At 67.3% G+C, this 25,878-nt stretch carries 23 protein-coding genes; 14 read left to right on the top strand and 9 right to left on the bottom strand.

What is annotated here, in order from left to right:
- Positions 1-49: 49 nt before the first annotated feature.
- A complete protein-coding gene (gene metK, locus TEP_RS16170; protein ID WP_132825931.1) occupies positions 50-1,261 on the bottom strand; it encodes a methionine adenosyltransferase in 1,212 nt (403 codons plus the stop codon).
- Between the two features lie 314 nt (positions 1,262-1,575).
- On the opposite strand from metK, the gene TEP_RS16165 reads away from it, so the two are divergent.
- The 3 genes from TEP_RS16165 to TEP_RS16155 all read left to right on the top strand — a co-directional run bounded on the left by TEP_RS16165 (position 1,576) and on the right by TEP_RS16155 (position 5,258).
- Entirely contained in the window at positions 1,576-3,285 is a 1,710-nt protein-coding gene (locus TEP_RS16165) for a GNAT family N-acyltransferase (protein ID WP_132825930.1), read from the top strand.
- Complete coding sequence (locus TEP_RS16160; protein ID WP_132825929.1) at positions 3,282-4,082, top strand: UDP-2,3-diacylglucosamine diphosphatase; 801 nt, start codon at positions 3,282-3,284, stop codon at positions 4,080-4,082. The genes TEP_RS16165 and TEP_RS16160 overlap by 4 nt, the downstream gene beginning before the upstream one ends.
- Positions 4,083-4,199: 117 nt before the next feature.
- Positions 4,200-5,258 (top strand): metal-dependent hydrolase, encoded by a 1,059-nt coding sequence (locus TEP_RS16155; RefSeq protein ID WP_132825928.1) that lies wholly within the window; start codon positions 4,200-4,202, stop codon positions 5,256-5,258.
- A gap of 109 nt (positions 5,259-5,367) precedes the next feature.
- On the opposite strand, the gene TEP_RS16150 is transcribed toward TEP_RS16155, so the two are convergent.
- The 5 genes from TEP_RS16150 to TEP_RS16130 all read right to left on the bottom strand — a co-directional run bounded on the left by TEP_RS16150 (position 5,368) and on the right by TEP_RS16130 (position 10,217).
- A complete protein-coding gene (locus TEP_RS16150; protein ID WP_099841926.1) occupies positions 5,368-6,195 on the bottom strand; it encodes a class I SAM-dependent methyltransferase in 828 nt (275 codons plus the stop codon).
- Between the two features lie 10 nt (positions 6,196-6,205).
- Entirely contained in the window at positions 6,206-7,201 is a 996-nt protein-coding gene (dusB, locus tag TEP_RS16145; protein WP_132826558.1) for a tRNA dihydrouridine synthase DusB, read from the bottom strand.
- Between the two features lie 184 nt (positions 7,202-7,385).
- A complete protein-coding gene (locus TEP_RS16140) occupies positions 7,386-7,796 on the bottom strand; it encodes a hypothetical protein (protein WP_132825927.1) in 411 nt (136 codons plus the stop codon).
- Positions 7,797-7,926: 130 nt separating this feature from the next.
- Entirely contained in the window at positions 7,927-8,892 is a 966-nt protein-coding gene (locus TEP_RS16135; protein ID WP_100462979.1) for a ribokinase, read from the bottom strand.
- Positions 8,893-8,918: 26 nt separating this feature from the next.
- Positions 8,919-10,217 carry a nucleoside transporter C-terminal domain-containing protein gene (locus TEP_RS16130; RefSeq protein ID WP_032974926.1) on the bottom strand — a complete coding sequence of 433 codons (1,299 nt, stop codon included), beginning with the start codon at positions 10,215-10,217 and terminating at the stop codon, positions 8,919-8,921.
- Between the two features lie 192 nt (positions 10,218-10,409).
- Here TEP_RS16130 and TEP_RS16125 point away from each other — a divergent pair, with 192 nt between their 5' ends.
- The 5 genes from TEP_RS16125 (at position 10,410) to TEP_RS16105 (ending at position 15,728) form a co-directional block, all read left to right on the top strand.
- Positions 10,410-11,381, top strand: coding sequence for an aldo/keto reductase (locus TEP_RS16125; RefSeq protein ID WP_132825926.1), 972 nt, complete (start codon positions 10,410-10,412; stop codon positions 11,379-11,381).
- 198 nt (positions 11,382-11,579) lie between these two features.
- Complete coding sequence (locus tag TEP_RS16120) at positions 11,580-11,774, top strand: hemin uptake protein HemP (RefSeq protein WP_005412278.1); 195 nt, start codon at positions 11,580-11,582, stop codon at positions 11,772-11,774.
- Positions 11,775-11,926: 152 nt separating this feature from the next.
- On the top strand, positions 11,927-14,113 hold the full coding sequence (locus TEP_RS16115; RefSeq protein ID WP_206140230.1) for a TonB-dependent hemoglobin/transferrin/lactoferrin family receptor: 2,187 nt from the start codon (positions 11,927-11,929) through the stop codon (positions 14,111-14,113).
- A 4-nt stretch (positions 14,114-14,117) separates the two neighbouring features.
- On the top strand, positions 14,118-14,720 hold the full coding sequence (locus TEP_RS16110; RefSeq protein WP_099782885.1) for a Hemin transport protein: 603 nt from the start codon (positions 14,118-14,120) through the stop codon (positions 14,718-14,720).
- Positions 14,721-14,792: 72 nt separating this feature from the next.
- The gene (locus tag TEP_RS16105; protein WP_132825925.1) at positions 14,793-15,728 is read left to right on the top strand and encodes a DUF6607 family protein; all 936 of its coding nucleotides are present in this window, start codon (positions 14,793-14,795) and stop codon (positions 15,726-15,728) included.
- Positions 15,729-16,013: 285 nt separating this feature from the next.
- Here TEP_RS16105 and TEP_RS16100 read toward each other — a convergent pair whose 3' ends face one another.
- Together TEP_RS16100 and TEP_RS16095 are read right to left on the bottom strand one after the other, a co-directional pair.
- Complete coding sequence (locus TEP_RS16100) at positions 16,014-18,527, bottom strand: FtsX-like permease family protein (protein ID WP_132825924.1); 2,514 nt, start codon at positions 18,525-18,527, stop codon at positions 16,014-16,016.
- Positions 18,524-19,171: an ATP-binding cassette domain-containing protein gene (locus tag TEP_RS16095; protein ID WP_132826556.1), complete on the bottom strand. Its 648-nt coding sequence runs from the start codon at positions 19,169-19,171 to the stop codon at positions 18,524-18,526. Before TEP_RS16095 ends, TEP_RS16100 begins: the two co-directional genes overlap by 4 nt.
- A 75-nt stretch (positions 19,172-19,246) precedes the next feature.
- On the opposite strand from TEP_RS16095, the gene TEP_RS16090 reads away from it, so the two are divergent.
- The 3 genes from TEP_RS16090 to TEP_RS16080 all read left to right on the top strand — a co-directional run bounded on the left by TEP_RS16090 (position 19,247) and on the right by TEP_RS16080 (position 22,120).
- On the top strand, positions 19,247-19,894 hold the full coding sequence (locus TEP_RS16090; RefSeq protein ID WP_059066041.1) for an arylesterase: 648 nt from the start codon (positions 19,247-19,249) through the stop codon (positions 19,892-19,894).
- Positions 19,895-19,984: 90 nt separating this feature from the next.
- Positions 19,985-20,698, top strand: a complete 714-nt coding sequence (locus tag TEP_RS16085) for a response regulator transcription factor (protein WP_002811889.1) — start codon at positions 19,985-19,987, stop codon at positions 20,696-20,698.
- 150 nt (positions 20,699-20,848) lie between these two features.
- Positions 20,849-22,120 carry a HAMP domain-containing sensor histidine kinase gene (locus TEP_RS16080; protein ID WP_132825923.1) on the top strand — a complete coding sequence of 424 codons (1,272 nt, stop codon included), beginning with the start codon at positions 20,849-20,851 and terminating at the stop codon, positions 22,118-22,120.
- A gap of 151 nt (positions 22,121-22,271) precedes the next feature.
- Here TEP_RS16080 and TEP_RS16075 read toward each other — a convergent pair whose 3' ends face one another.
- A complete protein-coding gene (locus TEP_RS16075; RefSeq protein ID WP_132825922.1) occupies positions 22,272-22,970 on the bottom strand; it encodes an SGNH/GDSL hydrolase family protein in 699 nt (232 codons plus the stop codon).
- A 224-nt stretch (positions 22,971-23,194) separates the two neighbouring features.
- Here TEP_RS16075 and TEP_RS16070 point away from each other — a divergent pair, with 224 nt between their 5' ends.
- From TEP_RS16070 to TEP_RS16060, 3 genes are all read left to right on the top strand, one after another.
- A complete protein-coding gene (locus TEP_RS16070; RefSeq protein WP_132825921.1) occupies positions 23,195-23,590 on the top strand; it encodes a diacylglycerol kinase in 396 nt (131 codons plus the stop codon).
- Positions 23,591-23,621: 31 nt separating this feature from the next.
- The gene (locus tag TEP_RS16065) at positions 23,622-24,371 is read left to right on the top strand and encodes a TerC family protein (protein WP_059066043.1); all 750 of its coding nucleotides are present in this window, start codon (positions 23,622-23,624) and stop codon (positions 24,369-24,371) included.
- Between the two features lie 219 nt (positions 24,372-24,590).
- On the top strand, positions 24,591-25,751 hold the full coding sequence (locus tag TEP_RS16060; RefSeq protein WP_132825920.1) for an MFS transporter: 1,161 nt from the start codon (positions 24,591-24,593) through the stop codon (positions 25,749-25,751).
- The last annotated feature ends 127 nt before the right edge of the window (positions 25,752-25,878 follow it).

Below are 25,878 nucleotides of genomic sequence, written 5' to 3'. Positions count from 1 at the left end.
TGAAGGTCAGCCGACTGACAGTCGGCTCTACAGCGGCCCTTCGTGTTTCTTATTTCAGCTTCGCATCGGCGCGCAGGGCGGCGGCGCGATCGGTCTTCTCCCAGGAGAAGGCCGTGGCGTTGACGGTTTCGCCTTCGCCGTTGATGTAGCTGAACTCCTTCGGCTTGCGGCCGAAGTGGCCATAGGCCGCGGTCTGCTGGTACATCGGGTGCACCAGGTCCAGCATCTTGATGATGCCGTACGGGCGCAGGTCGAAGTGCTTGCGGATCAGCTTCTCGATCTTGTCGTCGCTGATCTTGCCGGTGCCGAAGGTGGTGACCGAGATCGAGGTCGGCTCAGCCACGCCGATGGCGTAGGAGACCTGCACTTCGCAACGGTCGGCCAGGCCGGCGGCCACCACGTTCTTGGCAACGTAGCGGGCAGCGTAGGCAGCCGAACGATCGACCTTGGACGGGTCCTTGCCGGAGAACGCGCCACCACCATGACGGGCCCAGCCGCCGTAGGTGTCGACGATGATCTTGCGGCCGGTCAGGCCGCAGTCGCCCACCGGGCCGCCGATCTCGAACTTGCCGGTCGGGTTGATGTGGAACTTGGTGCCCTTGTGCAGCCACTTGGCCGGCAGCACCGGCTTGATGATCTCTTCGCGGACGGCCTCGATGAGGTCCTTCTGCTTGATGCCCGGGGCGTGCTGGGTCGACAGCACCACCGCGTCGATGGCCGAGACCACGCCGTTTTCATAGCGCAGGGTGACCTGGCTCTTGGCGTCCGGACGCAGCCAGGACAGCGCCGAGTTGCGCTTCTTGCGGATCTTGGCCTGCTGCTCGACCAGGCGGTGCGACAGGTGGATCGCCGCCGGCATGTAGCTGTCGGTTTCGTTGGTGGCATAGCCGAACATCAGGCCTTGGTCGCCAGCGCCCATTTCTTCCGGCTTCTTGCGGTCAACGCCCTGGGCGATGTGCGGGGACTGCTTGCCGATCAGGTTCAGCACGCCACAGGTGGCGCCGTCGAAGCCGACGTCGGAGCTGTCATAGCCGATGTCCACGATGACCTTGCGGGTCAGCGCTTCCAGGTCGATCCAGGCGCTGGTGGTGATTTCGCCGGCAACGATGGCAACGCCGGTCTTGACCATGGTCTCGCAGGCCACGCGGGCGCGCTGGTCCTGGGTCAGGATCGCGTCCAGCACCGCATCGGAGATCTGGTCGGCAACCTTGTCCGGATGGCCTTCAGAGACCGACTCGGAGGTGAAGAGGTAGCTGGACATCAGGCTTAATATCCTTTGATTCGGATGGAAAGATGGGCGCGAATGATACACGGGGCGCGCCGCCTGTGCATTGTGAACCCGTATGGGTTGCCGGTGGTTAAGGTGTTGTGCCCGGCAGGGCAAGGCCTGGCGGGCATTGCGGCGACATCGTGCACAGGCAGTGTTCCACTGGCGTGACCATTGCCGCCCCCCGCCGGGACCGGATGTGCCAGCACCTGCGCCGTCATCATTCTGCCGCCAAACCGCCATCTGGCTGCCGCCTGCCGGGCGCAGGCTCTCGGCCAACCCGGCCGCCGGGCAGGAGTGGACACGCCATGCAGGAACTCGAACAGCGTCTGCAGCAACGCTATCCCGACTGGTTCCGTGGCCGTCGCGGCCAACTGGCCCGGCCCCTGCTGCGCAGCGTCGGGCGCTGGTCGCGGCTGGACCGGATCGAGTCGTTCCTGCGCCGCAACGCCAACGTGCGCGGCTTCGACTTCGTCGCCGCCGGGCTGGAGTTCATCGAGGGCCGCTACCATGTGGACCCCGCCGCGCTGGCGCGGATCCCGGCCACCGGCCGCCTGCTGATCGTGGCCAACCACCCTTCCGGCGCGCTGGATGCCTTGGCGCTGCTGGATGCGGTCGGCCGCATCCGCCGCGACGTGCGCATCGTGGCCAATGATCTGCTGGGCGCGATCGGGCCGCTGCAGGACCTGCTGCTGCCGGTACGCATCCTCGGCGGCAAGGTCCAGCGCAGCAGCCTGCAGGCGGTGGAGCAGGCGCTGGCGGCCGAGCAGTGCGTGATCGTGTTCCCGGCCGGCGAGGTCTCGCGGCTGTCGCTGCTTGGCATCCGCGATGGCCGCTGGCAGCGGGGGGTTGTCCGCTTTGCCCGTGGCGCCGCCGCACCGGTACTGCCGGTGCGGGTGGAAGCGCGCAATTCGGCGCTGTTCTACGGCGCATCCACCCTGTTCAAGCCGGCCGGTACGGCACTGCTGGCACGGGAGATGTTCGCCCGCCGCGGCCGGCCGCTGCGGCTGCGCATCGGGCAACCGATGCAGCTGGGGCAGGGTGATCCCGGCGCGCAGCTGCTGGCGGTGCGCCGCGCGGTATATGCGCTGGGGCGAGGCACAGCGATTGCCGAAGGCTGCCCGGCAGGGCCCGAGCCGATGGCCGCGCCGGTGCCGCCTGCACAGGTCGCTGCTGCGATTGCAGCCGCCACCGTGCTGGGGCAGACCGCCGATGGCAAACAGATCCTGCTGGCCCGCTGCACGGCCGATTCGCCGCTGCTGCACGAGCTGGGGCGCCTGCGCGAACTGACTTTCCGCCAGGTGGGCGAGGGCACTGGGCGCAGTCGCGACCTGGATGACTTCGACCTGCACTACCAGCACATCGTGATCTGGGACAGCGCCGCGCAGCGCATCGCCGGTGCCTACCGGATCATGCGGGGCGCGCAGGCGCTGGCGCGCCGGGGCCTGGCCGGGCTCTACAGCGCTTCGCTGTTCCGCTATTCCGACGACGCCATTCCCCGCATTGCCGAAGGCCTGGAACTGGGCCGCAGCTTCGTGGTGCCCGATTACTGGGGCAGCCGCAGCCTGGATTACCTGTGGCAGGGCATCGGCGCCTACCTGCAATGCCAGCCCGGCATCCGCTACCTGTTCGGTGCGGTGTCGATCAGCGCCGCCTTGCCACGCGATGCGCGCGAACAGCTGGTGGCCTATTACCAGCGTTACTACGGCGCAGCCGATGGCCGGGTGCAGTCGAACCGGCCGTTCCAGTACTTCGCCGCGCCACCGTGCTTTGGTGAGATGGATGCGGCGGCCGCCTTCGACGTGCTCAAAGCCAATCTCGCCGCGCTCGGTACCGGTGTGCCCACCTTGTACCGGCAGTACACAGACCTGTGCGAACCCGGCGGTGCACGGTTCCTGGCGTTTGGCGTCGATCCTGATTTCAGCGACTCGATCGACGGCCTGATCGAAGTCGACCTGCACGCGATCCGGCCACACAAGCGCAAACGCTATCTGCGCGATGCGGGGATGCCGGCATGAGCACGCTGGCGAACCTGGCACCGCATCGTCGCGCCGTGTTCGTCTCCGATGTTCATCTCGGGTCGCGACATTGCCACGCCACCGAGTTGGCGCGTTTCCTCGGCACTCTGCGCTGCGAACGCCTGTATCTGGTCGGCGACATCATCGACCTGTGGTGGATGGCACACCGGCGCGCCAACTGGCGGCAGTCGCACAGCGAGGTCATCCTGGCCCTGCACGCGCTGCGACGCGCCGGTACCGAGATCATCTACATCCCCGGCAACCATGACGCCTCGCTGCGCCAGGTGTGCGGCCTGATGCTGCCGGCGATGCAGGTGCGCCGCCGCGCGATCCACACCACCGCCGATGGCCGCCGGCTGCTGGTGGCGCATGGCGACGACTATGACGGTGTCACCCATTTCGGCGGCCTGCAGGAGCGGTTTGGTGACTGGCTGTACTATCGCATCCTCACCGGCAACCATCTGTTGAATGCGGTGCGGCGCCGACTCGGGATGCGCTACTGGTCACTGTCCGAACTCCTGAAACGGCAGAGTGGTGCCGCTGAACGTTACATTGAGCGCTTCGTGCAGGCCGGCCTGGACGATGTGCGCCGGCGAGGCCTCGACGGCATCATCTGTGGGCACATCCACCGCGCCGCACTGATCGAACGCGATGGTCTGGTCTACGCCAATGACGGCGACTGGGTGGAGAGCCTGACGGCACTGGCCGAGGACCACGACGGCGCCTTGCGCCTGCTGGACCACAACGGGCGGACGTTGGTGGAGCTGCCGGGAGCACGGTTGTCGCAGGCGGCGTGATGCACAGCTGCAGGCACAGGCCCACGCGCGGCCGCAGCGGCACTGGCAGCTGACCGACGCGCCGCCGGGCAGGAAACCGCCCCTGCACGGAGGGCGCCAAGCCGCTAGCATCGGCCGATGGACTCATTGACCCAGATCGTTCTCGGCGGCGCCGTCGCGGCCGCCATCGCCCCGCCTGGACACCGCCGTGCCGCCCTGCTGGCCGGCGCCGCGCTCGGTACCCTGCCGGACCTGGATGCCCTCTGGCTGGGCTTTGCCGCCGCCGACCCGGTGGCGAACATGACCGACCATCGCAGCTTCAGCCATTCGCTGCTGGTGCTGCCGTGGGTGGCCGCGCTGATCTGGTGGCTGTTCAAGCACTTCGGCAATGGCCGGGTGGCGCAATCACCGCTGCGCTGGTTCTGGGCGATCCAGCTGGCGCTGGTCACCCATCCGGTGCTGGATGCGTTCACGGTCTACGGCACGCAGCTGTGGTGGCCGTTGCAGCCCCATCCCGCGATGGGCTCGAGTGTCTTCATCATCGATCCCGGCTACACGGTGTGGCTGCTGCTGGGCTGCGTGCTGGCGTGGTTCGGCCGCGCGCACGCGTGGGTGGGCAAGGTGCTCTGCGTTTCGTTGCTGCTCAGCAGTGCGTACCTGGGCTGGGGGCTGATCGCCAAGGCACGGGTCGACCGCGCCGCGCAGCAGAGCCTGGCCGCGATGGGCCTGGGCGATGCGCCGCGGTTCTCGGTGCCGATGCCGTTCAACACCCTGTTGTGGCGGGTCGTGGCGATGACCCCGAATGGCTACGTGGTCGGTGACCGTTCGCTGGTGGCTGACCACGGGCCGATGCGTTTCGAGGGGCACCCCTCCAACGTGCAGGCCTTGCGCGAAGCGGCGGGGATTCCGGCAGTACGGCGCCTGCAGTGGTTCAACCGTGGCTTCATGCGCGCACAGGTGGTGCACGGCAGGCTGGTGCTGAGCGACCTGCGCATGGGGCTGGAGCCGGACTACACCTTCAATTTCGCGGTGGCCGAGCAGGTTGATGGTCAGTGGCGCGCGATCGTGCCCGAGCAGTTGCGGGTGGACTACAGCAGCCCGGCCGCGCGTGCCGATGCCGGCCGCCGGTTGTCGGCGATGTGGCAGCGCATCTGGCACGAACCGGCGGCGGCGGACGGCGCCGCCGCGCACCCGTAGATCCACGCCACAGCCCATCAGCACAGTAGATCCACGCCACGCGTGGATAGCGCAATGCGTCGGCACCAGTAGATCCACGCCATGCGTGGATGGCGTATACCGCGGCCGCTCAATACACCGTTGCGCGGCCCTGCACGAACGAATAGAAGAACACCGCGTTCGGATCGTTCTGCACCAGCCGGAACTCGCGGCGCATGCCCTCCACCGTCTCTTCGTCCACCGTGCCGGCCTGCAGCAGCTGGTCGGCCGCCGACAGCAGCAGCTGTTCCCAGAACGCGATCATCGTCTTGCGACGTGCCGGTTCGCGGTTGTCCAGGTGGATGGTCTTGATCTCGGTGTGCACATCGCGGAAGCCACCGGCCAGCAGCAGGTTACCCAGCTTGGCGCCGACGAACGGATCACCGCCGTGGTCGTACTGGAAATCGTTGAAGGCCATCCAGTAGCGCCAGATGTGCGGCGAATACGGATCAAGCAGGAACGAGGCATTCATCACTTCGGTGATGTACACCGGCGAACCCGGGGCCAACACGCGGCGCACTTCACTCAGCACGCGCGCCGGCGACGGCACGTGTTCCAGCACCCAGCACAGGAAGGCTGCATCGAAGCTGCGCGCCTCGAAAGGCAGTTCGCCGGCATCGGCCTGCTGCAGGGTGTAACGGTCGTTGCACCACGGCGTGCGCGCCAGGTTTTCCCGCGCGGTTTGCAGCTGGGCCTCGCTCAGGTCCACGCCGGTCACGTGCAGCTCGGGGAAGCGGCGCAGCAGGATCTCGGTCTGCGCGCCCACGCCACTGCCGACTTCCAGCAGGCGCTTTGCGCCGCTGTAATCGATCTGGCCGAAGATGCTCGATTCCAGCAGGCGCGCCTGGGTCATCAGGCGCTGCTGCTCGGTGCCGGAGAACCCGTGCAGGTAGGTCGGGGAAGAAATAGGCGGGGTCATGGGGGCGGGCTCAGGCAGCAGAAGACAGCGCCGGTTCCCCGGCGATCAGGCGATCGAAATAGTCGGTGGTCAGCGCGATCTGGCTGGCCGGATCTTCGGCGCGGTTGACCACCGCGCGGAACGCGGCATTCTCCGGCCGGTCCTTGGCGTACCAGCCCAGGTGCTTGCGCGCGATGCGCACACCCTGCGGTTCGCCATAGAAATCGTGCAGCGCGTGCAGATGGCCCAGCAGGATGTCGCGCACTTCGGCCAGAGACGGCGGCGGCAGTTCCTCGCCGGTGGCCAGGTAGTGCGCCACTTCGCGGAAGATCCACGGCCGGCCCTGTGCGGAGCGGCCGATCATCACCGCGTCCACGCCGGTCTGCTGCAGGACGAAGGCGGCCTTCCGTGGCGAATCGATATCGCCGTTGGCGATCACCGGGATGCGCAGCGCCGCCTTGATCTCGCCGATCGTGGCGTACTCGGCCTGGCCGGTGTAATGCTGGTCGCGGGTACGGCCGTGCACCGCCAGCGCAGCGATGCCACTGTCTTCGGCGATGCGCGCGATGAGCGGGCCGTTGCGATGGTCGCAGTCCCAGCCGGTGCGGATCTTCAGCGTCACCGGCACGTCCACCGCGTTCACCACGGCTTCGAGGATGCGCGCGACCAGCTGCTCGTCGCGCATCAGCGCTGACCCCGCCCAGGCGTTGCACACCTTCTTGGCCGGGCAGCCCATGTTGATGTCGATGATCTGCGCGCCATGGTCGACGTTGTAACGCGCGGCCTCGGCCAGCTGCTGCGGCTCGGTGCCGGCGATCTGCACGCTGATCGGCGCCGGTTCACCCGCATGGTCCATGCGGTGGATGGACTTGCGCGTGTTCCAGAAGCGCGGGTCGCTGATGGTCATTTCCGAGGCGGCCAGGCCCGCGCCCAGCCGTTTGCACAGCAGGCGGAAGGGTTTGTCGGTAACGCCGGCCATGGGCGCCAGCACGACGTTGGGGGCAATGGAGTACGGGCCGATCTGCATGTGCCCATTGTAGGGCGCGGGCGCCCACGCGATCGTGTCCGGTACGGCCGGGTTCAGGCCGATCAGCACCGAGCTCATGCCGTACCGGCATCAGCAGATGCTTGACGGTTGCTTCCGCCGCCCCAAAGGGCAGGGAAGGATGGTGGGTTGAGGCTGCACTGCGCGCAGACCCCTGCGGCTGGATTCAGCGGGCCGCGCCCAAGGCGAACGCCAGGCCCAGGGCCAGACAGGCCAGTGAACTGAGAAGCCAGAACCGGCGCCCGTTGTAACCCGGGCGGAGCACGCCCAGCGCGAACCCCATGGCGGCGCGCAGCAGCAACAGCGTGGCGATGCCGGGCAGCACCCAGTCACTACCGGGCAAAGGCGCATGCCGTGCTGCGGCCAGCGCATACAGGGCCCAGAGCAGCAGCACGGCGGTGATGCCGGCTGTCATCAGCGGCGGCCACCAATGCCCGGCCTCGGCCAGCCGGACCACCCGCCGACCGGCACCGAAGCGTTCATACCAGGAGGCACCGAAGGCGATGCAGCCGATGTGCAACAGGGCCGCAATGGCACTGCCGGCGGCCGCGACCAGCAGCCAGGGGAATCCGTTCATGTGCCGATGGTGGAAGCGGTCGCGTCCCGGGGCAATGCGTCAGAGCGTCGCACATCGCGTGTGCAGGCCTGCGCGAAAAAAAGCCCGGGTGTCTGCACACCCGGGCCTCTCATCCACGCATGTCGTGGATCTACTTCACTTCGGCATCGGCCGGGGTGAAGCGCGGCATCGCCGCCGCTGCGCCTTCCTTCTCGGTCGAGCGACCGGCGAACTGGTTGGCGAAGCGCACGTGGCGGGCGAACGGAGCGTCCGGCACCTGTGCGATCGAGGCCACCAGCGCACCGTTGAAGGCATCGCCGGCACCGGTGGTGTCGATGGCCTGCACCTGTTCGGCACCCACGCGGTAGTACGGCTGGGTGTCGCCACGCAGGTGCTCGTCGGCATGCGACACGAACACGCCCACCGAACCCAGGGTCACCACCACCGTGCCGTTGCCGACCAGCTTGCGGCACAGCGCGTGCAGGCTGGCACCGTCCAGCGCGGCGACGTCATTGGCATCCACGCGCTCGCCGACATGACGGCCGAGCAGGGCGGCGAACTCGGTCTCGTTCGGGGTGATCACATCGGCCAGCTTCAGCAGGCCGATGCTAGACGGGGCGTCGGCCGGGGCGGCGTTGAGAACGGTGGTGACACCGGCCTCGCGCGCCACGGCGAGGGCCGCTTCGATGGTCTGCACCGGCGATTCCAGCTGCACCAGCACCACTTTGGCGCCGGTCAGCAGGGCCTGCTGTTGCTGTACGAAATCGGTGCTCAACGCCGCGTTGGCACCCGGGCCGATGACGATGGTGTTGCGGCCACGGGCATCGACGTAGATGCCCGCGGTGCCGGTCGGCTCGCTGCTGGCTTCGGCGATCAGCGCGAATCCATCCTGCGCGGCCAGGTCACGGGCGGTGGCACCACCGGCGTCGTCGCCCAGCGCACACAGGAAGCTGGTGTCAGCGCCGGCACGGCAGGCGGCAACGGCCTGGTTGAAGCCCTTGCCACCGGGACCGGTGCTGTAGCGGCCGGCAATGGTCGCACCCGGTGCCGGCAGCGACTCGCACCGCCACACGTGATCGACATTGAAGGAACCGACGACAACGACACTGCTGCTCATAGGGAATCTGTTCTCGAAACTGGGGTTCAGCTGAAATGCGTCAGCACGCCGGCGATGGTAGCCGTCATGAAGGTGGCGATGGTACCGCCCAGCACCGCGCGCAGGCCGAACTTGGCCAGGTCGTGGCGACGTTCCGGTGCCAACCCGCCGATGCCGCCGATCTGGATCGCGATCGAACTGAAATTGGCGAAACCGCACAGGGCGTAGGTGGCGATCAGGCGACCTTCGTCGGACAGGCTCATGCCCGGCACCTGGCCATTCACGATCTTCGACAGTTCGGTGTAGGCGACGAACTCGTTGATCACGACCTTCTGGCCGATCAGCGAACCGACGGTGGTGGCGTCGGCCCACGGGGTGCCGATCACCCAGGCGATCGGGGCCAGCACGTAACCGAAGATGGTCGACAGGTCGGTCGGCTTGCCGATCGCAGCCGCCAGGCCGGTCACTTCACCGATCCAGGTCAGCGGCGCATTGAGCAGGGCGATCAGGGCGATGAAGGCCAGCAGCATCGCACCGATGTTCAGGGCCAGCTTCAGGCCGTCACCGGCGCCGGCGGCGGCCGCGTCGATGATGTTGCTGGAGGTCTTCTCCACTTCCATCTTGACCGTGCCGCGGGTCAGCGGGGTGCCGGTTTCCGGAATCAGCAGCTTGGCCACGACCAGGGTGGCCGGGGCCGCCATGATGCTGGCCGCCAGCAGGTGCTTGGCGTAGAACGCCTGCTGCACCGGATCGCCACCGCCCAGCATGCCCACGTACGCGGCAAGCACGCCGCCGGCGATGTGGGCCATGCCGCCGATCATCATCGTCAGCAGCTCGGACTGGGTCATCCTGGCGATGTACGGACGCACCGTCAGCGGTGCCTCGGTCTGGCCGATGAACACGCTGGCGCAGACGCTGGTGGTTTCCGCACCGGACACGCGCATCACCTTGGTGATCGACCAGGCCATCACCCGCACGATCGCCTGCATGACATTGAGGTGGTACATGACCCCCATCAGCGCCGAGAAGAAGATGATCGTCGGCAGCACCTGGAAGGCGAAGATGAAACCGTAGTTCTTGACGTCCATCAACGAGCCGAAGATGAACTTCGAACCTTCGTTGACGAAGCTCAGCACCTTCACGAAGCCCTGGCCCAGCGCATCGAACACGTCGCGCCCGCCCGGTACCAGGATCACCAGGGCCGCAAAGGCGATCTGCAGGGTGATGCCGGTGGCGACCAGCTTCCAGTCCACCGCGCGCTTGTTGTTGGAAAACAGCCAGGTGATGCCGATCAGCACCGCCAAACCGAACAGGCCGAAGCCGATCCTGCCCAAACCTTCGACCATCTGAGTGACTCCCCTGGGGCGTCGCGAAAAACGGGAAGCCTAGTGCAGGGCAGGGGCCGGAGCAAGGAAAAGCCGTCTGCGCGCGGCCATCGGCTCCGATCAGGCCAGCAACAGCAAGGGGTTGCGCCTGCCGGGACAGGTAGAATGGTTGCTTGATCCGGCCCGTATGCGGGCCCGCAGCAGGAGAATCGCATGCTCTACCGTCGCCTCGGCTCCACCGGCCTGCCGATGTCCGCCCTGTCCTTCGGCGCTTGGGTGACCTTCGGCGACCAGGTGCCGCGCGACGAGGCGCGCAATCTTGTGGCGGCGGCTTGGGACCATGGCATCAACTTCTTCGACAACGCCGAGGGCTATGCCAACGGCCGCGCCGAGCAGGTGATGGGCGATGTGATGGCCGACCTGCGCCTGCCGCGCGATGGCTTCTGCGTGTCCAGCAAGGTGTTCTTCGGCAGTGCCAAGGACCCCCGGCCCACCCAGCGCGGCCTGTCGCGAAAGCATGTGACCGACGCCTGCCATGCTGCGCTCAAGCGCCTGCGGGTGGACTACCTGGACCTTTATTACTGTCATCGCCCGGATCCGGACGCGCCGATCGCTGAGACGGTGCATGCCATGGACACCCTGGTCCGGCAGGGCAAGGTGCTGTACTGGGGCACGTCGGAATGGTCGGCCAACCAGATCCAGGAGGCGGTGGACATCGCCGCGCGCCACAACCTGCAGGCGCCGTCGATGGAGCAGCCGCAGTACAACCTGCTGCACCGTCAGCGCGTGGAAGTGGAGTACGCGCCGCTGTATGCCACCGCCGGACTGGGCACCACGATCTTCTCGCCGCTGGCCTCGGGCCTGCTGAGTGGCAAGTACGACGACGGCGTGCCGGCCGATGCGCGCCTGGGCCGCGAAGGCATGGGCTGGCTGCAGGACCTGGTGCTGGGCGACAACGCCGATGAGCGTTTGGCCCGGGTGCGCCGCTTCAGTGCGGTGGCCCGCGAGCTGGGTCACGCCCCGGCCAGCGTGGCCATCGCTTGGTGCCTGCGCAATCCCAACGTCTCCAGCGTGATCCTCGGCGCCAGCCGGGTCAGCCAGCTGCTGCAGAACCTGCAGGCGCTGGACGTGCTGGCGCAGGTGGACGACGCCGGCTGGGCGCAGGTAGAAGCCGTATTCGCCTGAGGAACGGGGACAGGTGGCAGGGCCGGACCCACGCTTGGTCGGCCCTCCCGCGCCCAGCCGGGCCCATTTTCAATAGATGGTAACTATCGAATTTTAAATTTCGATCATTAATTCCATCAATGAAGTTGAGAATGGTTGTTGATTGTCAACTGAGAATCATTATCATTTAACTCGTCCCTCGCACGAGTCCAGATGCTCATGAATGCTCAACCTGTACTGCTGCGCCCCGAAACGCTGACCCTCCGCGACCGCCCGGTGCGTGTCGTGCCGCCGGAAGAGGTCATCGACAGCGAAGCCCTGCTCAAGGGCCGTCGTGAAATCCTGATCCAGCACGGTGACCGCTTCTACCGTCTGCGTCATACCAGCAACGACAAGCTGATCCTGACCAAGTAACGCGGTCTGGTCGCCCGCCTCCCTCCCTCCTGTCGGCAGCGCCGGCAGGGTGGGCGACCCGTCCGCGCCTGCTCTCTCCCCCTCGGTCTACCGTTCATGCCTGTCTGGCGTGGCGGTGGCCGGGGGTCCCCCTGCCTGACCGAACGATGCCGATGACCCGCCCGACTGCCCTTTCCATTGCCCTGTGGATGGCTCTGCCGCTGTCCGCCCACGCTGCTGCCGATGCCGCGCCCGACGCGCGCGAGTTCGATCGCGTGCAGGTCACCGCCACCCGTACCGAACGTGCGGTCAGCGATGTCGCCGCCACCGTCGATGTGATCGACCGCGAGCAGATGGACCGGCAGCTGGTGCAGGACATCAAGGATCTGGTCCGCTACGAGCCGGGCCTGTCGGTCAGCCGCAGTGCCACCCGTTTCGGCCTCGGCAGCATCCGCATCCGTGGCCTGGATGGCAACCGCGTGCGCATCCAGACCGATGGCATCGCCATGCCGACCAGCTTCAACATCGGTTCGTTCTCCAACGCCAACCGCAACTTCACCGACCTGGACACGCTCAAGCGCGTGGAGATCGTGCGCGGCCCGGCCAGTTCGCTGTACGGCTCGGACGCACTTGGCGGCGTGGTGGCCTTTGTCACCAAGGATCCGGCTGATTACCTCAAGGAGGGCAAGGACAGCTACGTCGCCCTGAAATTCGGCTACGACGGCGAGTGGAAGGGCCTGCTCGGCGGCGTCACCAGCGCCTTCGGTGGCGAACACTGGAGCGGCATGGTCAACATCAACCACCGCCAGGGCCAGGAAACCGACAACAAGGGCGATGTGCGCAGCAACGACAACACGCGCACCGCGGCCAACCCGCAGGACCGCGATGGTCGCAGCGGCCTGGCCAAGCTGGTCTATGCGCCCAGCGAAGACCAGCGTTTCCGTCTGACCGTGGAAGGCAACGAAGACAACACCGATACCGACGTGCTGTCCTCCATCGACCGCACCACCACCACCGGCATGAAGGCGCGCGACAAGCAGAACCGCGCCCGCGTGTCCTTCGCCCACGAGATGGATGCGCTGGACAAGGGCTTCGCCGACAGCCTGCACTGGCAGGTCTACACGCAGGACAGCGAAACCACGCAGCGCACCGATGAGGCGCGCGCCAATGGCAGCCGCCGCCATCGCGAGTTCAGTTTCGACCAGCGCGTGTATGGCCTGCAGGCGGTGTTCAACAAGGCCTTCAGCACCGGCAGCGTCGAACACGCGCTGACCTATGGCTTCGATGGCGCCCGCACCGAGATCCGCCAGAAGCGCGATGGCTACCAGGTCAGCAATCGTGGCGTGGTCAGCACGACGATCCTGCCCGACGCGTTCCCCGTGCGCGATTTCCCCATCAGCAAGACGACCGAGCTGGGCCTGTACGCGCAGGATGAAATGCGCCTGGCCGATGGCAGGCTGTCGCTGGTGCCGGGCGTGCGCGTGGACCGCTACGAACTGAAGCCGGACGTGGACAGCATCTTCGCCGAGGACAACCCCGGCGTGGCCGTGTCGGAGCTGAAGAAGACCAGCGTGTCGCCGAAGTTCGGCCTGGTCTATCGCTTCACCGACGAGTGGTCGCTGTTTGCCGGTTACTCGCGTGGTTTCCGCTCGCCGCCGTACAACGACGTCAACCTCGGCTTCACCAATTTCGCTTTCGGCTACACCGCCATTCCCAATCCTGACCTGAAGCCGGAAACCAGCGACGGCGTTGAGCTGGGCCTGCGCTTCCTGTCGCCGGCGGCGTACGTGAGCGTGAGCGGCTACTACAACGACTACAAGGACTTCATCGAGTCGCAGACGCTGGTGGGTACCAACCCGCAGGGCCTGATGGTGTTCCAGTCGCGCAACATCGCCGACGCACGCATCTACGGCGCCGAACTGAAGGCCGGCGTCGACTTCGGCCAGATCCGTCCGGCACTGCAGGGCTGGGCACTGCGCAGTGCGGTGGCGTGGTCGCGCGGCGACAACAAGACCGAAGACACGCCGCTGGATTCGGTCGATCCGCTCCGCGGCACCGTCGGCCTGATGTACGACACCGATACCTGGGGTGTTGAACTGGCAGGCACCTTCGTCAAGCGCAAGGACCGGCTGGCCAGCACCACCGCCTATCGCCCGGCCGGTTATGGCGTGGCCGACCTGATGGCGCATTGGAACTTCGCCCCGGGCGCCACCTTCAACGTCGGTGTCTTCAACCTGGGTGACAAGCGTTACATCGACTGGTCCAACGTCGGCTCGACCCTGTCGGCCACCAGTACCGTTCTGGACCGCTATACCAGCCCCGGCCGCACTCTGTCGGCCAGCCTTGCCGTGTCCTGGTGATCCCATGAGCCGAGCCCTGTCCGCGCGTCGCCTGCCGTCCTCCCTGTCGCGTTCGTCGCTGCGGGCCTGGCCTGCGCCGGCACAGCTGGCAGCGCTCGGCACCGTGTTGTGCCTGTATCACGCTGATGGCAACGAGCTGGGCGGTTGGCGCCAGGCGGTATCGGTGCATGCCTGCCAGGGCGTGGACAGCGAGGGCCTGCGCGAAAGCCTGTGCTTCCTCGATGCACGTGGCCGTTGCGTGTGGCGCCTGTACCTGTTGCCGGACAGCGATTTCCTGGCCTGGGACCGGCTGGTGGCGACGCTGCCGCCGGGTCCTTCGCACGATAGCGATGGCAGCGTCGGTGAGCGCCTGTGGCGGCGCCTGGCCGGGCACCTGGGCGGACAACGCTGGCGTCTGTGCACGCTGCGCCTGCACGCCGCCGACGAGGGCCGGACCCTGGCCGCCAGCCTGTCCACGCTGTCTTCGCTCGGTGCCGCCACCGCGCGCCGCATCGCACGCATGGAAGGCGCCGAAGGCGAACTGGCGATCGACGACTGCTGTTGCGCCGACGCCGCACGCCGCCCTGCCGCGCGCGCTCCCGGCGACCTGCCGCTGGTCCGCCTGTGACCTGATTGCGATGGATTGCCTGCCGGCCAGGATGGCCTTTCCACGAAACCTGCAACCCCGAAGGAAGACCCGATGAAGTTCCAGACAGCCAGCGTGATGGTGCTGCTCGCCGCCAGTGGCGCCGCCAGCGCGCAGCCCTCCGACATCGCCCGCGACCATGACAGCATCCTTGCCATGCAGGGTGAGTACACGGTGGATTTCGCTTTCGATGAGACCGTGCTGCTGAAGCCGGGCTACGAGCGCGCGCCGGCCATGCGCAGCGGTGGCAACGAAGTGGTGATCGTGGTCGAGGACACGCCGAAGCGCATCGTGCTGCAGCACCTGCTGCTGGACGAGAAGAGCGGCCACGTGACCAAGCACTGGCGGCAGGACTGGGTGTACGAAGCGCCGAACCGCTTCGAGTTCAGCGCCGACCAGACCTGGCAGGTGCGCACGATCGCAGCTGCGACCAACCAGGGCGCCTGGACCCAGTGCGTGTACGAAGTCAGCGATGCACCGCGCTACTGCGGCACCGGCACGTGGACCTACGCCAACAATGTGCCGACCTGGACCAGCGACATCAGCTGGCGGCCGCTGCCACGCCGCGAGTACACCAAGCGCAGCGATTACAACGCGCTGGCGGTGGTCAACCGCCACACCCTGACCCCGAACGGCTGGACCCACGAGCAGTTCAACACCAAGGTGCAGCGCAACGCGGATGGCAGCCAGGTGGAAATCGCCCGCGAATTCGGCTTCAACGACTACATCAGGACCACCGAGGTCGACTTCACCCCGGCGCGCGATTACTGGAAGGCCACCGCCGGTTACTGGAGCAAGGTGCGCCAGCGCTGGGACGGTTTCCTGACCCAGGCCCCGGGCGTGCACCTGAAGACCAGGCTCGACGGCATGGCGATGATCATCCCGTTGTTCACCCAGGCCGAGGACGTGCAGGCCGGCAAGAAGGTGAAGGACGCGCAGATCGACGAAGTCTTCGCCAAGTACGTGGAAAAGGCGCCGAAGGAAGGTTGATCGGCGCGGTGCGGTGCCGGCCGGCACCGTATCCACGCATGGCGTGGATCTACCGGACGCGCGCTGCTCTGGTGGGTGCCGAGCTTGCTCGGCACGCTCTCCGGCGGTGATTGCACCCGGCATCCACGCATGGGGTGGATCTACTTGCGTGCGCGGCGTGGATCTACCGGGATCATCGGCACTGCATCCACGCATGGCGTGGATCCACCTGCTTGCGTGGCGTGGATCTACTGGGCTCGCTGGTAGATCCACGCCATGCGTGGATGCCTTTGCCACAGAACAGCGTCAGGCCTCGCGCAGCGCCAATGCCGGTGGCGTGTGCAGGATCCGACGGGTCCCCAGCCAGCCGGCCAGCAGGCTCAGCGCGATGCCGAGCAGGCCACCCAGCAGCAGGCCCGGCCACGGCGGCAGCAGTGGCAGTTCGAACACCTTCTGCGACACCGCAACGCCGATCACCGCTGCCGCGCCCACCGCCAGCAGCGCCGCCAGCGCGCCCAGGGCACCGAACTCCACCAGCACCGCGCCACGCAGCTGGCGCCGCGTCGCACCCAGCGTGCGCAGCACCGCGCTGTCATAGCGACGCTCGCCCGCTGTTGCCTGCAGCGCCGCCAGCAGCACCAGCACGCCGGCTAGCAGGCTGAACACCATCACCAGCTGCACCGCCTGCGCCACCCGTTCCATCACATCGCGCACCTGCGAGATCACTGCATCCACGTCCAGCAGCGACAGGTTCGGCTGCGCGCGCACCAGGGCCCCGAGACCCGCTGCCTGTCCCGCCGGCAGGTGGAACGCCGACAGCAGGTTGTGCGGTGTATCGCCCACCGCGTTCGGGTTCAACAACACGAAGAAGTTCGGCCGGAAGGTGTTCCAGTCCGCCTTGCGCACGCTGGTGACGCTGAACTCGCGCTCCTGCTCGCCCACCGCAATGGTGATGCGGTCACCGGGGTACACGCCGTAGCGCTTGGCCCAGCCGATCTCCACCGAGGCCTCGGCGGCGGTGCTGTCCGGTTTCCAGAAGGTGCCGTTGACCAGCGTATTTGCCGGCGGGAACGTGCTGCGCCAACTGAAGTTCAGCGGCCGGTTCTCGTCATCGTCGTCGCGCTGGCCTTCGCCCTGCGGCTGATTGTCGTCGGCCGGCGTGCGATCCACCCGCAGCGGCGGCTTGCCGTTGATCGCGATCAGGCGGCCGGTGGCCATCGGTTCGATGCTGGCATCGTGCGCACCCAGGCCCTGCAGGGTGGCAAGCACGCTGTCGCGCTGCTCCGGCTGGATGTTGATCAGGAAATAATTGGGCGTGTCCGCAGGCAGGCGCTCGCGCCACTGCTGCAGCAGGCCGGGGCCGATCACCGCCAGCAACAGCAGGGCGCACAGCGACAGTGACAGCCCCACCAGCTGCATCACCGCCAGCATCCGCCGCCGCGTCAGCGCCGCCAGGCCCAACCGCCAGTTGCCGTGCAGTCGGTGCTGCAGGCCGCGCAGCAGCTGCAGCAGCAGGAACCCGACCACGCCCGCGGCCACCGCCAGCCCGGCCAGGCCACCCAGCACCCACAGCGCCAGTTTCAGATCGCCGGTGACCTGCACCGCCAGTACCAGGCTGGCCGCCAGCGCAGCCACATAGGCCAGCAGCGAGGCCGGCGGCAAGGCAGCGAACGAACGGTTGAGCACGCGCATCGGCGGCACGCCACGCAGGCGCAGAAGTGGTGGCAGTCCGAAGCCGAACAGCAGCAACAGGCCGATTCCCGCGCCGGTCAGCGCAGGCATGGCTTCGGGCAGCGGCAGGCGCTGTGGCACCAGGCTGCCCAGTACCTGTACCAGGCCTTCCTGTGCCGCCATGCCCAGGCCGATGCCGATCGCACACGCCGGCACCGCCAGCATCAGCAGCTGCAGGGCCAGGCCGGCCAGGATGTCGCGCTGGCGTGCACCCAGGCAGCGCAGGATCGCCACCTGGTCGATGCGACGCAGCGCGAACCGATTGGCCGCCAGTGCGGTGGCAACGCCGGCCAGCAGCACCGCCAGCAGCGCGCTCAGGCCCAGGAAACGACCGGCCAGGTCGAAGGCCTGGCGAACACCGCGCTGGGTATCGTTCACGCCGAGCAGGCGCATGCCTTTTACCTGCGGCAGCAGCCATTGCCGGAATGACGCGATGTCGGCGGCAGGGCCGGCGAACATCACCCGGTAATTGATGCGGCTGCCGGGGCCGAGCAGGCCGGTACCTTCCACATCGGCGCGGTTGACCAGCAGGGTCGGCGACAGCGTCAGCAGGTCGCCACCGGCATCCGGTTCCGATTCGATGATGCCGGCGATGCGCAGCGTGCCCGCACCGAATTCCAGATCGTCGCCAGCCTTCAGGCCCAGTGCCTGCAGCAGGCGTGGGTCGGCATAGGCCTGGCCCTTGGCCGGCATGCCGGCATCAGCGATCAGCGCACCGCCGGGCGTGGCGCGCACGCGCAGCGCGCCGCGCAGGGGGTAGCCCGCTTCCACGGCCTTGATGCTGGCCATCTGGCTGGCATCGCCCTGGAACAGCACGCTGCCGAAGCTGGCCAGCCGCGTATGCGCCAGGCCGCGTCGCTGCGCCTCCTCAGCGAACGCGGCGGGCGGGTCATCGCGGCCGGCAACACCGAGGTCGCCGCCGAGCATTTCCGCCGCGCTGCCGGTCAATGCCAGGTTGACCCGGTTCACCAGCGTGCCCACCGCCGTCATCACCGCCACGCCCAGTACCAGGGCGGCGAACACGGTCAACAGGTCACCTGCCAGGGCCTCGCGGCGCAGCGCGCGCCACGCATGCCGCAGCAGGTTCATGCGTCCACTCCATGTTCCACCGGCTGCAGGCGGCCGTTGTCGATGCGATGGATGTACTGGCAGCGCTGCGCCAGGCGCAGGTCGTGGGTGACCAGCACCAGCGTGGTACCGCTGCCGGCATTGAGTTCGAACAGCAGATTGCTGATGTGCTGGCCGGTGGCCTGGTCCAGTGAACCGGTGGGTTCGTCGGCGAACAGGATGCGCGGGCGGCTGACGAATGCGCGGGCAAGGGCGACACGCTGCTGCTCGCCGCCGGACAACTGCCGCGGGTAGTGGCGGGCGCGGTGCGAGAGCCCGACCGCCGCCAGCACCTCGTCCACCCGCGTGCGGTCCTCGCGCCCGGCCAGTTCCAGCGGCAGCGCGATGTTCTCGGCCGCCGTCAGCGCCGGCAGCAGATGGAAGCTCTGGAAGACGAAGCCGACCTCGCGCGCGCGCAGCTGTGCCCGCGCTTCTTCGTCCAGTGCCGTCAGCTCCTGGCCCGCCAGCGCGATGCGGCCACGGCTGGGCAGGTCCAGCCCGGCCAGCAGGCCGAGCAGGGTGGTCTTGCCGGAACCAGAGGCGCCGACGATGGCCACGCTGGTGCCTTCATGGACGGTCAGGGTGATGTTGTCCAGTATGTGGACTTCACCCTCCGGGCCATGCACGGATTTGCCGACCTGGTCGACGGCGATGGCGACGGGCGCGCTGCGGGGGGACAGGCTGTCGATGAGGAGACTCCAATGCACAAGACGGAATGGAGCCGGCAAGCCGGCGCAATGATGATGCTGCTGCTAGGGTTGCTGCTGTTGCCGGCACTGGCGTGTGCCAAAGGTCCGGGCGGCGGTACCGTGCTGGTGCTCGGTGACAGCCTCAGTGCCGCCCACAATATCCCGGCCGATGCCGGCTGGGTCAGCCTGCTGCAGCAGCGGGTCAGGCAGCAGTCGAAAACCCCGCCGCGCATCGTCAACGCCAGCATGAGCGGGGAAACCACCGCTGGCGCGCTGACCCGCCTGCCGGGCCTGCTTGGCCGGGAGAAGCCCACGGTGGTGGTGATCGCCCTCGGTGGCAACGATGCGCTGCGCGGGCTGACCCCGGCGCAGGTGCAGGGCAACCTGGAAAAGATGGTGCAGGCCAGCCAGAAGGCCGGTGCCAAGGTGCTGCTGCTGGGCATCGACGTGCCGCCCAATTATGGGCCGGGCTACCGCCAGCGCCTGGCTGCGGCGTACCGGGCACTGGCCACGCAGTACAAGGTGCCGTTGCTGCCGTTCCTGCTGGAAGGCGTGGCCCTGCAGCCCGGCTTGATGCAGGCCGACGGCCTGCATCCCACCGCCCAGGCGCAGCCGAAGGTGCTGGACAATGTCTGGCCGCTGCTGAAACCGCTGCTGTGAGCACGCCATCTTCTTTTCATTGACGCAACTTCACATCGCGTGCACCGTCGATCGGGCATGTTTCACAAAGCTGAAGAAAGAGGGATTCTCATGCGTCAGACGAAGGAGACTTCCGGCTTGGTGCTGGTGGTCGAAGACAACCGCAATATCTCCGAGATGATCGGTGAATACCTGGAAGGCCGTGGCTTCGAGGTCGACTATGCGCAGGATGGCCTGGACGGCTACCGTCTGGCTGCCGAGAACAGCTACGACGTCGTCGTGCTGGACCTCATGCTGCCGCGGCTGGATGGCATCGAAGTGTGCCGCCGGCTGCGCAACGACGCGCGCAAGTCGACCCCGGTGCTGATGCTGACCGCGCGCGACACGCTGGATGACAAGCTCACCGGCCTTGGCTTTGGTGCCGACGATTACCTGACCAAGCCGTTCGCGATCCAGGAACTGGAAGCCCGCCTGCGCGCGCTGATCCGCCGCGAACGTCGCCAGGTGGGTTCGGAAGTGCTCAAGGTCGCCGACCTGGTGCTCGATCCGGTCAGCATGCGTGCCACCCGTGCCGGCACCGAACTGCAGCTGTCGCCGATCGGCCTGCGCCTGCTGACCATCCTGATGCGTGAATCGCCGCGTGTGGTCACCCGCCAGGAAATCGAGCGCGAGATCTGGGGCAACGGCCTGCCTGATTCGGACACGTTGCGCAGCCATCTGTACAACCTGCGCAAGATCATCGACAAGCCGTTTGATCGGCCGCTGCTGCACACCGTGCAGAGCGCGGGCTATCGCATCGCCGATATCGCCCAGCCGATGGCCTGATCGACGTCGTGCCGGTGTTGCAGCAGAACCGGCACGGCCGTGGTCGGCAGGGAAGGGGTGCACGTTCCGGATACCGGGTCGTCATCGTCCATGCACGATCACGGCACAGCGCGCTGCCTATAATCGCAGCGCTCTGACCGGGACACCGCAATGCCGCACGGCCTGCCGCGCAAGATCCGTATCGCCTTCATCCTGCAAGCCGTGCTGGCCAGCCTGGGTATCCTGCTGGGTGCCTGGCTGGTTTCGCTGGTGATCAAGCACAGCCTGGTGGGCGCTGCCCTGCGCGAAGAAGCGGCGTACTACTGGACACTGCACCAGGCCTCGCCCGTGCAGCCGCCGCCCAATACCCAGAACATCCGTGGCTACCTGCTGGAACGCGGGCAGTCCAGCCTGTCACTGCCGGCCAACCTGCGCACGCTGGAACCGGGTTTCCACGAACTGCCCGACGACGATCAGCTGGTGCTGGTCGACGCCCGCGAAGAGGGGCGCCTGTACCTGGTGTTCCTGCGCTCGCGCGCGGAAATGCTGGCGTTCTGGTTCGGCATCGTGCCGGTGCTGCTGACCCTGCTGGCGGTATATGGCGCCTCCTGGATCACCTACCGTGCCTCCAAACGCCTGGTATCGCCGGTGAACTGGCTGGCGCGTCGTGTCTCGCGCTGGGATCCGGGCCATCCGGAAGCGGCCGACCTGGAGCCGGACAAGCTGCCGGCGGACATGCAGGGCGAGACCCGGCAGCTGGCGGCAGCGCTGCATTCTCTGGCCAACCGGGTCACCGCGCACGTGGCGCGCGAGCGCAACTTCACCCGTGATGCCAGCCATGAACTGCGCACGCCGCTGACCGTCATCCGCGTGGCCAGCGACATGGCGCTGGGCGATGAAAGCCTGGAGCCGCGCCTGCGCCGCAGCCTGCAGCGCATCCAGCGTGCCGGGCGGGACATGGAAGCGGTGATCGATGCCTTCCTGATCCTGGCCCGTGAGGCCGACGTCGAGCCGCAGGTGGAGCTGTTCGACGTCAACGACATCGTCCGTTACGAAGTGGACAACGCCAACGAGCTGCTGGTGGGCCGGCCGCTGGCGGTGCACCTGCACAGCGACGCGGCCGTGCAGCTGCACGCACCGCCGCGGGTGCTGCAGGTGGTGGTCAGCAACCTGGTGCGCAACGCCTGCAGCTATACCGATGAAGGCCGCATCGACGTGCACGTGCACAACGACCGGGTGGTGGTGAGCGATACCGGCATCGGCATGTCCGCTGACGCGCTGTCGCGTGCGTTCGAGCCGTTCTATCGTGCCGATCCCAGCCGACCGCAGGGCACTGGCCTGGGGTTGTCGATCGTGCGCCGCCTGTGTGACCGCTTCGGCTGGAAGGTCAGCCTGGCCAGCGAGCTGGGCAAGGGCACCGAGGCGACGGTGATTTTCCGCTGAGGGCCGCTTGCCACCTCGGTAGTTGCCGACCTTGGTCGGCGCTTTCACTGGGATGCAGGTGGACGCATTCATGCCAACCAAGGTTGGCAACTACCGGAGCACGCGCGTTGTCGCGGTGGTGCCGGCCGCTGGCCGGCAACCACAGCATCAGTCAGTTGCAGTTGACCTTTGGCGCCAGCGCCTTGGTCCAGATCGCATAGCCGGCAGGGGTCATGTGCAGCATGTCCTCGCGGAACAACGACGCATCGGGTTGGCCGTCGGCCCCGAGCATCGGTGTGTAGATGTCGGTGTAGCCGGTGTTGGGCAGCTTCGCCAACGCAGCCTTGATCTTGGCGTTGGCGTCGTTGATCGCCGGCAGCAGGTGCGCCCGCGATGGGCTGGGCTTGATGGATACGTATTCCACCTTCGTCTGCGGCAGGTCGCGATGCACGCGCTGCACGAAGGCCACCACGTCGTCGCGTACCTGGGTCGCGCTGCGGCCGCTGTTGAGGTCGTTGTCGCCTGCGTAGAAGAACACCTTGCACGGCGCGTACGGCACGATGGCCTGGCCGGCATACCAGGTGCTGTCGCGGACTTCCGACCCTCCGAAGCCGCGGTTGAACACCGGTTGTCCCGGGAAATCCCGGGCCAGGCTGTCCCACATGCGGAAGGACGAACTGCCGATGAACTCGATGCCACCACGCGGCGGCGGATTGGTCCGGTCGGCGGCGGCGAAGGCGGCCATGTCGGCCTCCCAGGCTACGTTGGAGACCTGCGCAGGGATCTGCGGCGGTGCCGGCGGGCTCAGGGCCTGGGCCAGCGGCGCGGCCAGCAGGCCGAGCAGGATCAGGCAGGTGCGGGGACGGGTCATCAGGCTCTCCGGCAGGGCAGGGGGATATCCATCATAGAAGCTGGGCTGGACCCGCGCTTGGCTGTGCTGGGCCGTTCGCGCGGCCACGCGGCGGGGCGTGCGGGGTGCCGTTGCCGCCCTTGTGGCAAAATGGGGGCTGTCTGCCTATCCCTGTGCACCCATGATGTCCTGCCGTGCGTCTGAGCGGTCGCTGCGCCGCGCCCCTGTTGCTGGATGCTTCACCCGTGGCTGATCAGTTCGGCCACATGCCGCGCGGGCCGCGCCGCATCTTCCAGGCCGCCCGCTGGTCGTGGCAGGGGCTGCGTGCTGCCTGGCTGCACGAGTCCTCGTTCCGGCTGGAGGTCTACCTGCTGGTGCTGCTGACCCCGCTGGCGATCTGGCTGGGCCAGACCCCGGTGGAGCGCGCGCTGATGATCGGCTCGATGCTGCTGGTGCTGGCGATGGAGCTGGCCAATTCGGCCATCGAGGCGGTGATCGAGCGCTATGGCGCGGAAATCCACGAACTGGCCGGCCGCGCCAAAGACATGGGCTCGGCAGCGGTGTTCGTGCTGATGATGAACGTGCTGCTGTGCTGGGCCCTGGTGCTGGTGCCGCGGTTGTTCCCGGTCAGCGTCGGCTGATCCTTCTTCCCCCCCTTGTTGAAGACTTCCCATGTCCCTTGAGTTTCTCGCCGATCCGAACGTCTGGTTGACCCTGTTCACCCTCAGCGCGCTGGAAATCGTGCTCGGCATCGACAACCTGGTGTTCATCTCCATCGCCGTCAGCAAGCTGCCGGAAAACCGCCGCCCGTTCGCGCGCCGCCTCGGCATCGCCGTGGCCTGCATCACCCGTATCGGTCTGCTGGTGTCGCTGGCGTACCTGGCGCACATGCAGGCAAACCTGTTCACCGTGGCCGGCATGGGCATCTCCATCCGCGACCTGGTGCTGATCGTCGGTGGCCTGTTCCTGATCATCAAGGGCTGGATGGAGATCAAGGAGATGATCACCGGTGGCGAGGACGAGGACCCGACCACCACCAAGACCTCGGCCGTGTTCGGCTACGTGATCGCGCAGATCGCGGTCATCGACATCGTGTTCTCGCTGGACTCGGTGATCACCGCCGTCGGCATCGCCGACCACGTGCCGGTGATGGTGGCTGCGATCCTGTTGTCGGTGGCGGTGATGCTGCTGGCGGCCAATCCGCTGGGCCGCTTCATCGATGCCAACCCGACCGTGAAGATGCTGGCCCTGGCCTTCATCCTGCTGATCGGCGCGGTGCTGATCCTGGACGGCCTGGACGTGCACGTGCCCAAGCCCTACATCTACGCCGCGATGGGCTTCTCGGTGCTGGTGGAGTGGCTGAACCTGCTGATGCGCCGCCGCGCACGCGAACACCACGTGCCGGGCGCCGGCGACTGGTAAGCAAGCGAGATAGAACCCCCGGCCCGGCCGGGGGTTCTGCGTTCCAGGCGCCGCTGCGCTCGCCGGGCATGGCCCGGCGCTACCCGGATGGCCCAACTGCCCGCCACTTGTGAATCGGGATCAACACTGTTTTCCCGCGTAGTGGCTTACTCCCGGCCGGCAAAGCGCGCAGGCTACGCGCTCATTTTCCACAGGGCCTGCCCCACGCAGGCAACCCCCATGAATTCCAGAGCCGCATTGCTGGCCCTCGCCGTCGGCGCCTTCGCCATTGGCACCACCGAGTTCACGCCGATGGGCCTGCTGCCGGTCATCGCCAACGGAGTGGGCGTCAGCATCCCCACCGCCGGCATGCTGATCACCGCCTATGCGGCGGGCGTGATGCTGGGCGCACCGGTGATGACCCTGCTGATGGGACGCTTCGGCAAGCGCACCGCACTCATGCTGCTGATGTCGATCTTCGTCATCGGCAACCTGCTGTCGGCGCTGGCCCCGAACTACGGCCTGCTGCTGCTGTCACGGCTGGTGACCAGCCTCAATCACGGTGCGTTCTTCGGCATCGGCGCGGTGGTCGCCGCCAGCCTGGTGCCGAAGGAAAAGCAGGCCGCGGCGGTGGCGACGATGTTCATGGGCTTGACCATCGCCAACATCGGTGGCGTGCCACTGGCGACCTGGGTCGGCCAGCAGCTGGGGTGGCGCCTGGCCTTTGCCGGTACCGCCGCACTCGGTGTGGTTGCGATCACCGCGTTGGCCATGGCACTGCCGCCGTCGGCCGCGGGCGCGCGTCCGGATGTGCGGCGTGAACTGAAATCGATCATGCAGCCGCAGGTGCTGCTGGCGATGGCCACTACGGTGCTGGGTGCAGGTGCGATGTTCACCCTCTACACCTACGTGGCGCCGGTGCTGACTGAACTGACCGGTGCGTCGAATGCTTTCATCGCGCTGTCGCTGGCATTGATCGGCATCGGCTTTACCTTCGGCAACGGTATTGGCGGGCGCCTGGCCGACTGGTCGCTGGACGGCGCCACCCGGATCCTGCTGGCGGTACTTGCGGTGCTGATGTTCGTGCTGCCGCTGGCCTTCATGAGCCACGCGACTGCGGCGCTGGGTGTACTGCTGTTCGGTGCGGCGACCTTCGCCATCGTGCCGCCGTTGCAGATCCGGGTGATGCAGGCGGCCAGCGAGGCGCCGGGCCTGGCGTCGTCGATCAACGTCGGTGCATTCAACCTCGGCAATGCACTGGGCGCGGCGCTGGGTGGTGCGGTGATCAGCCTGGGGCTGGGGTACGCGGCGATTCCGGTGGCCGGTGGCCTGCTGGCAGCGTCGGCGCTGCTGCTGGCGTGGCTGGGGCGGGCACGCGCGCCGGTGGCTGAGGCTTGCTGAGGGATGTGTTCCGGCAGGGCTGCGCCCTGCACCCAGAGAGGCGGTAGTGCCGGCCGCTGGCCGGCAACCTCAACAGCAACGGCGGGCATTCCGTGGGTTGGCGGGGTGGGTCCGGTTGAGGGGGACG

It is taken from the genome of Stenotrophomonas sp. TEPEL (genome assembly GCF_004348785.1).
GTDB classification, from domain to species: Bacteria; Pseudomonadota; Gammaproteobacteria; order Xanthomonadales; family Xanthomonadaceae; genus Stenotrophomonas; species Stenotrophomonas indicatrix.
Note: the sequence above shows the minus strand (reverse complement) of the source record. Positions and strands in the feature narration are given on the sequence as shown.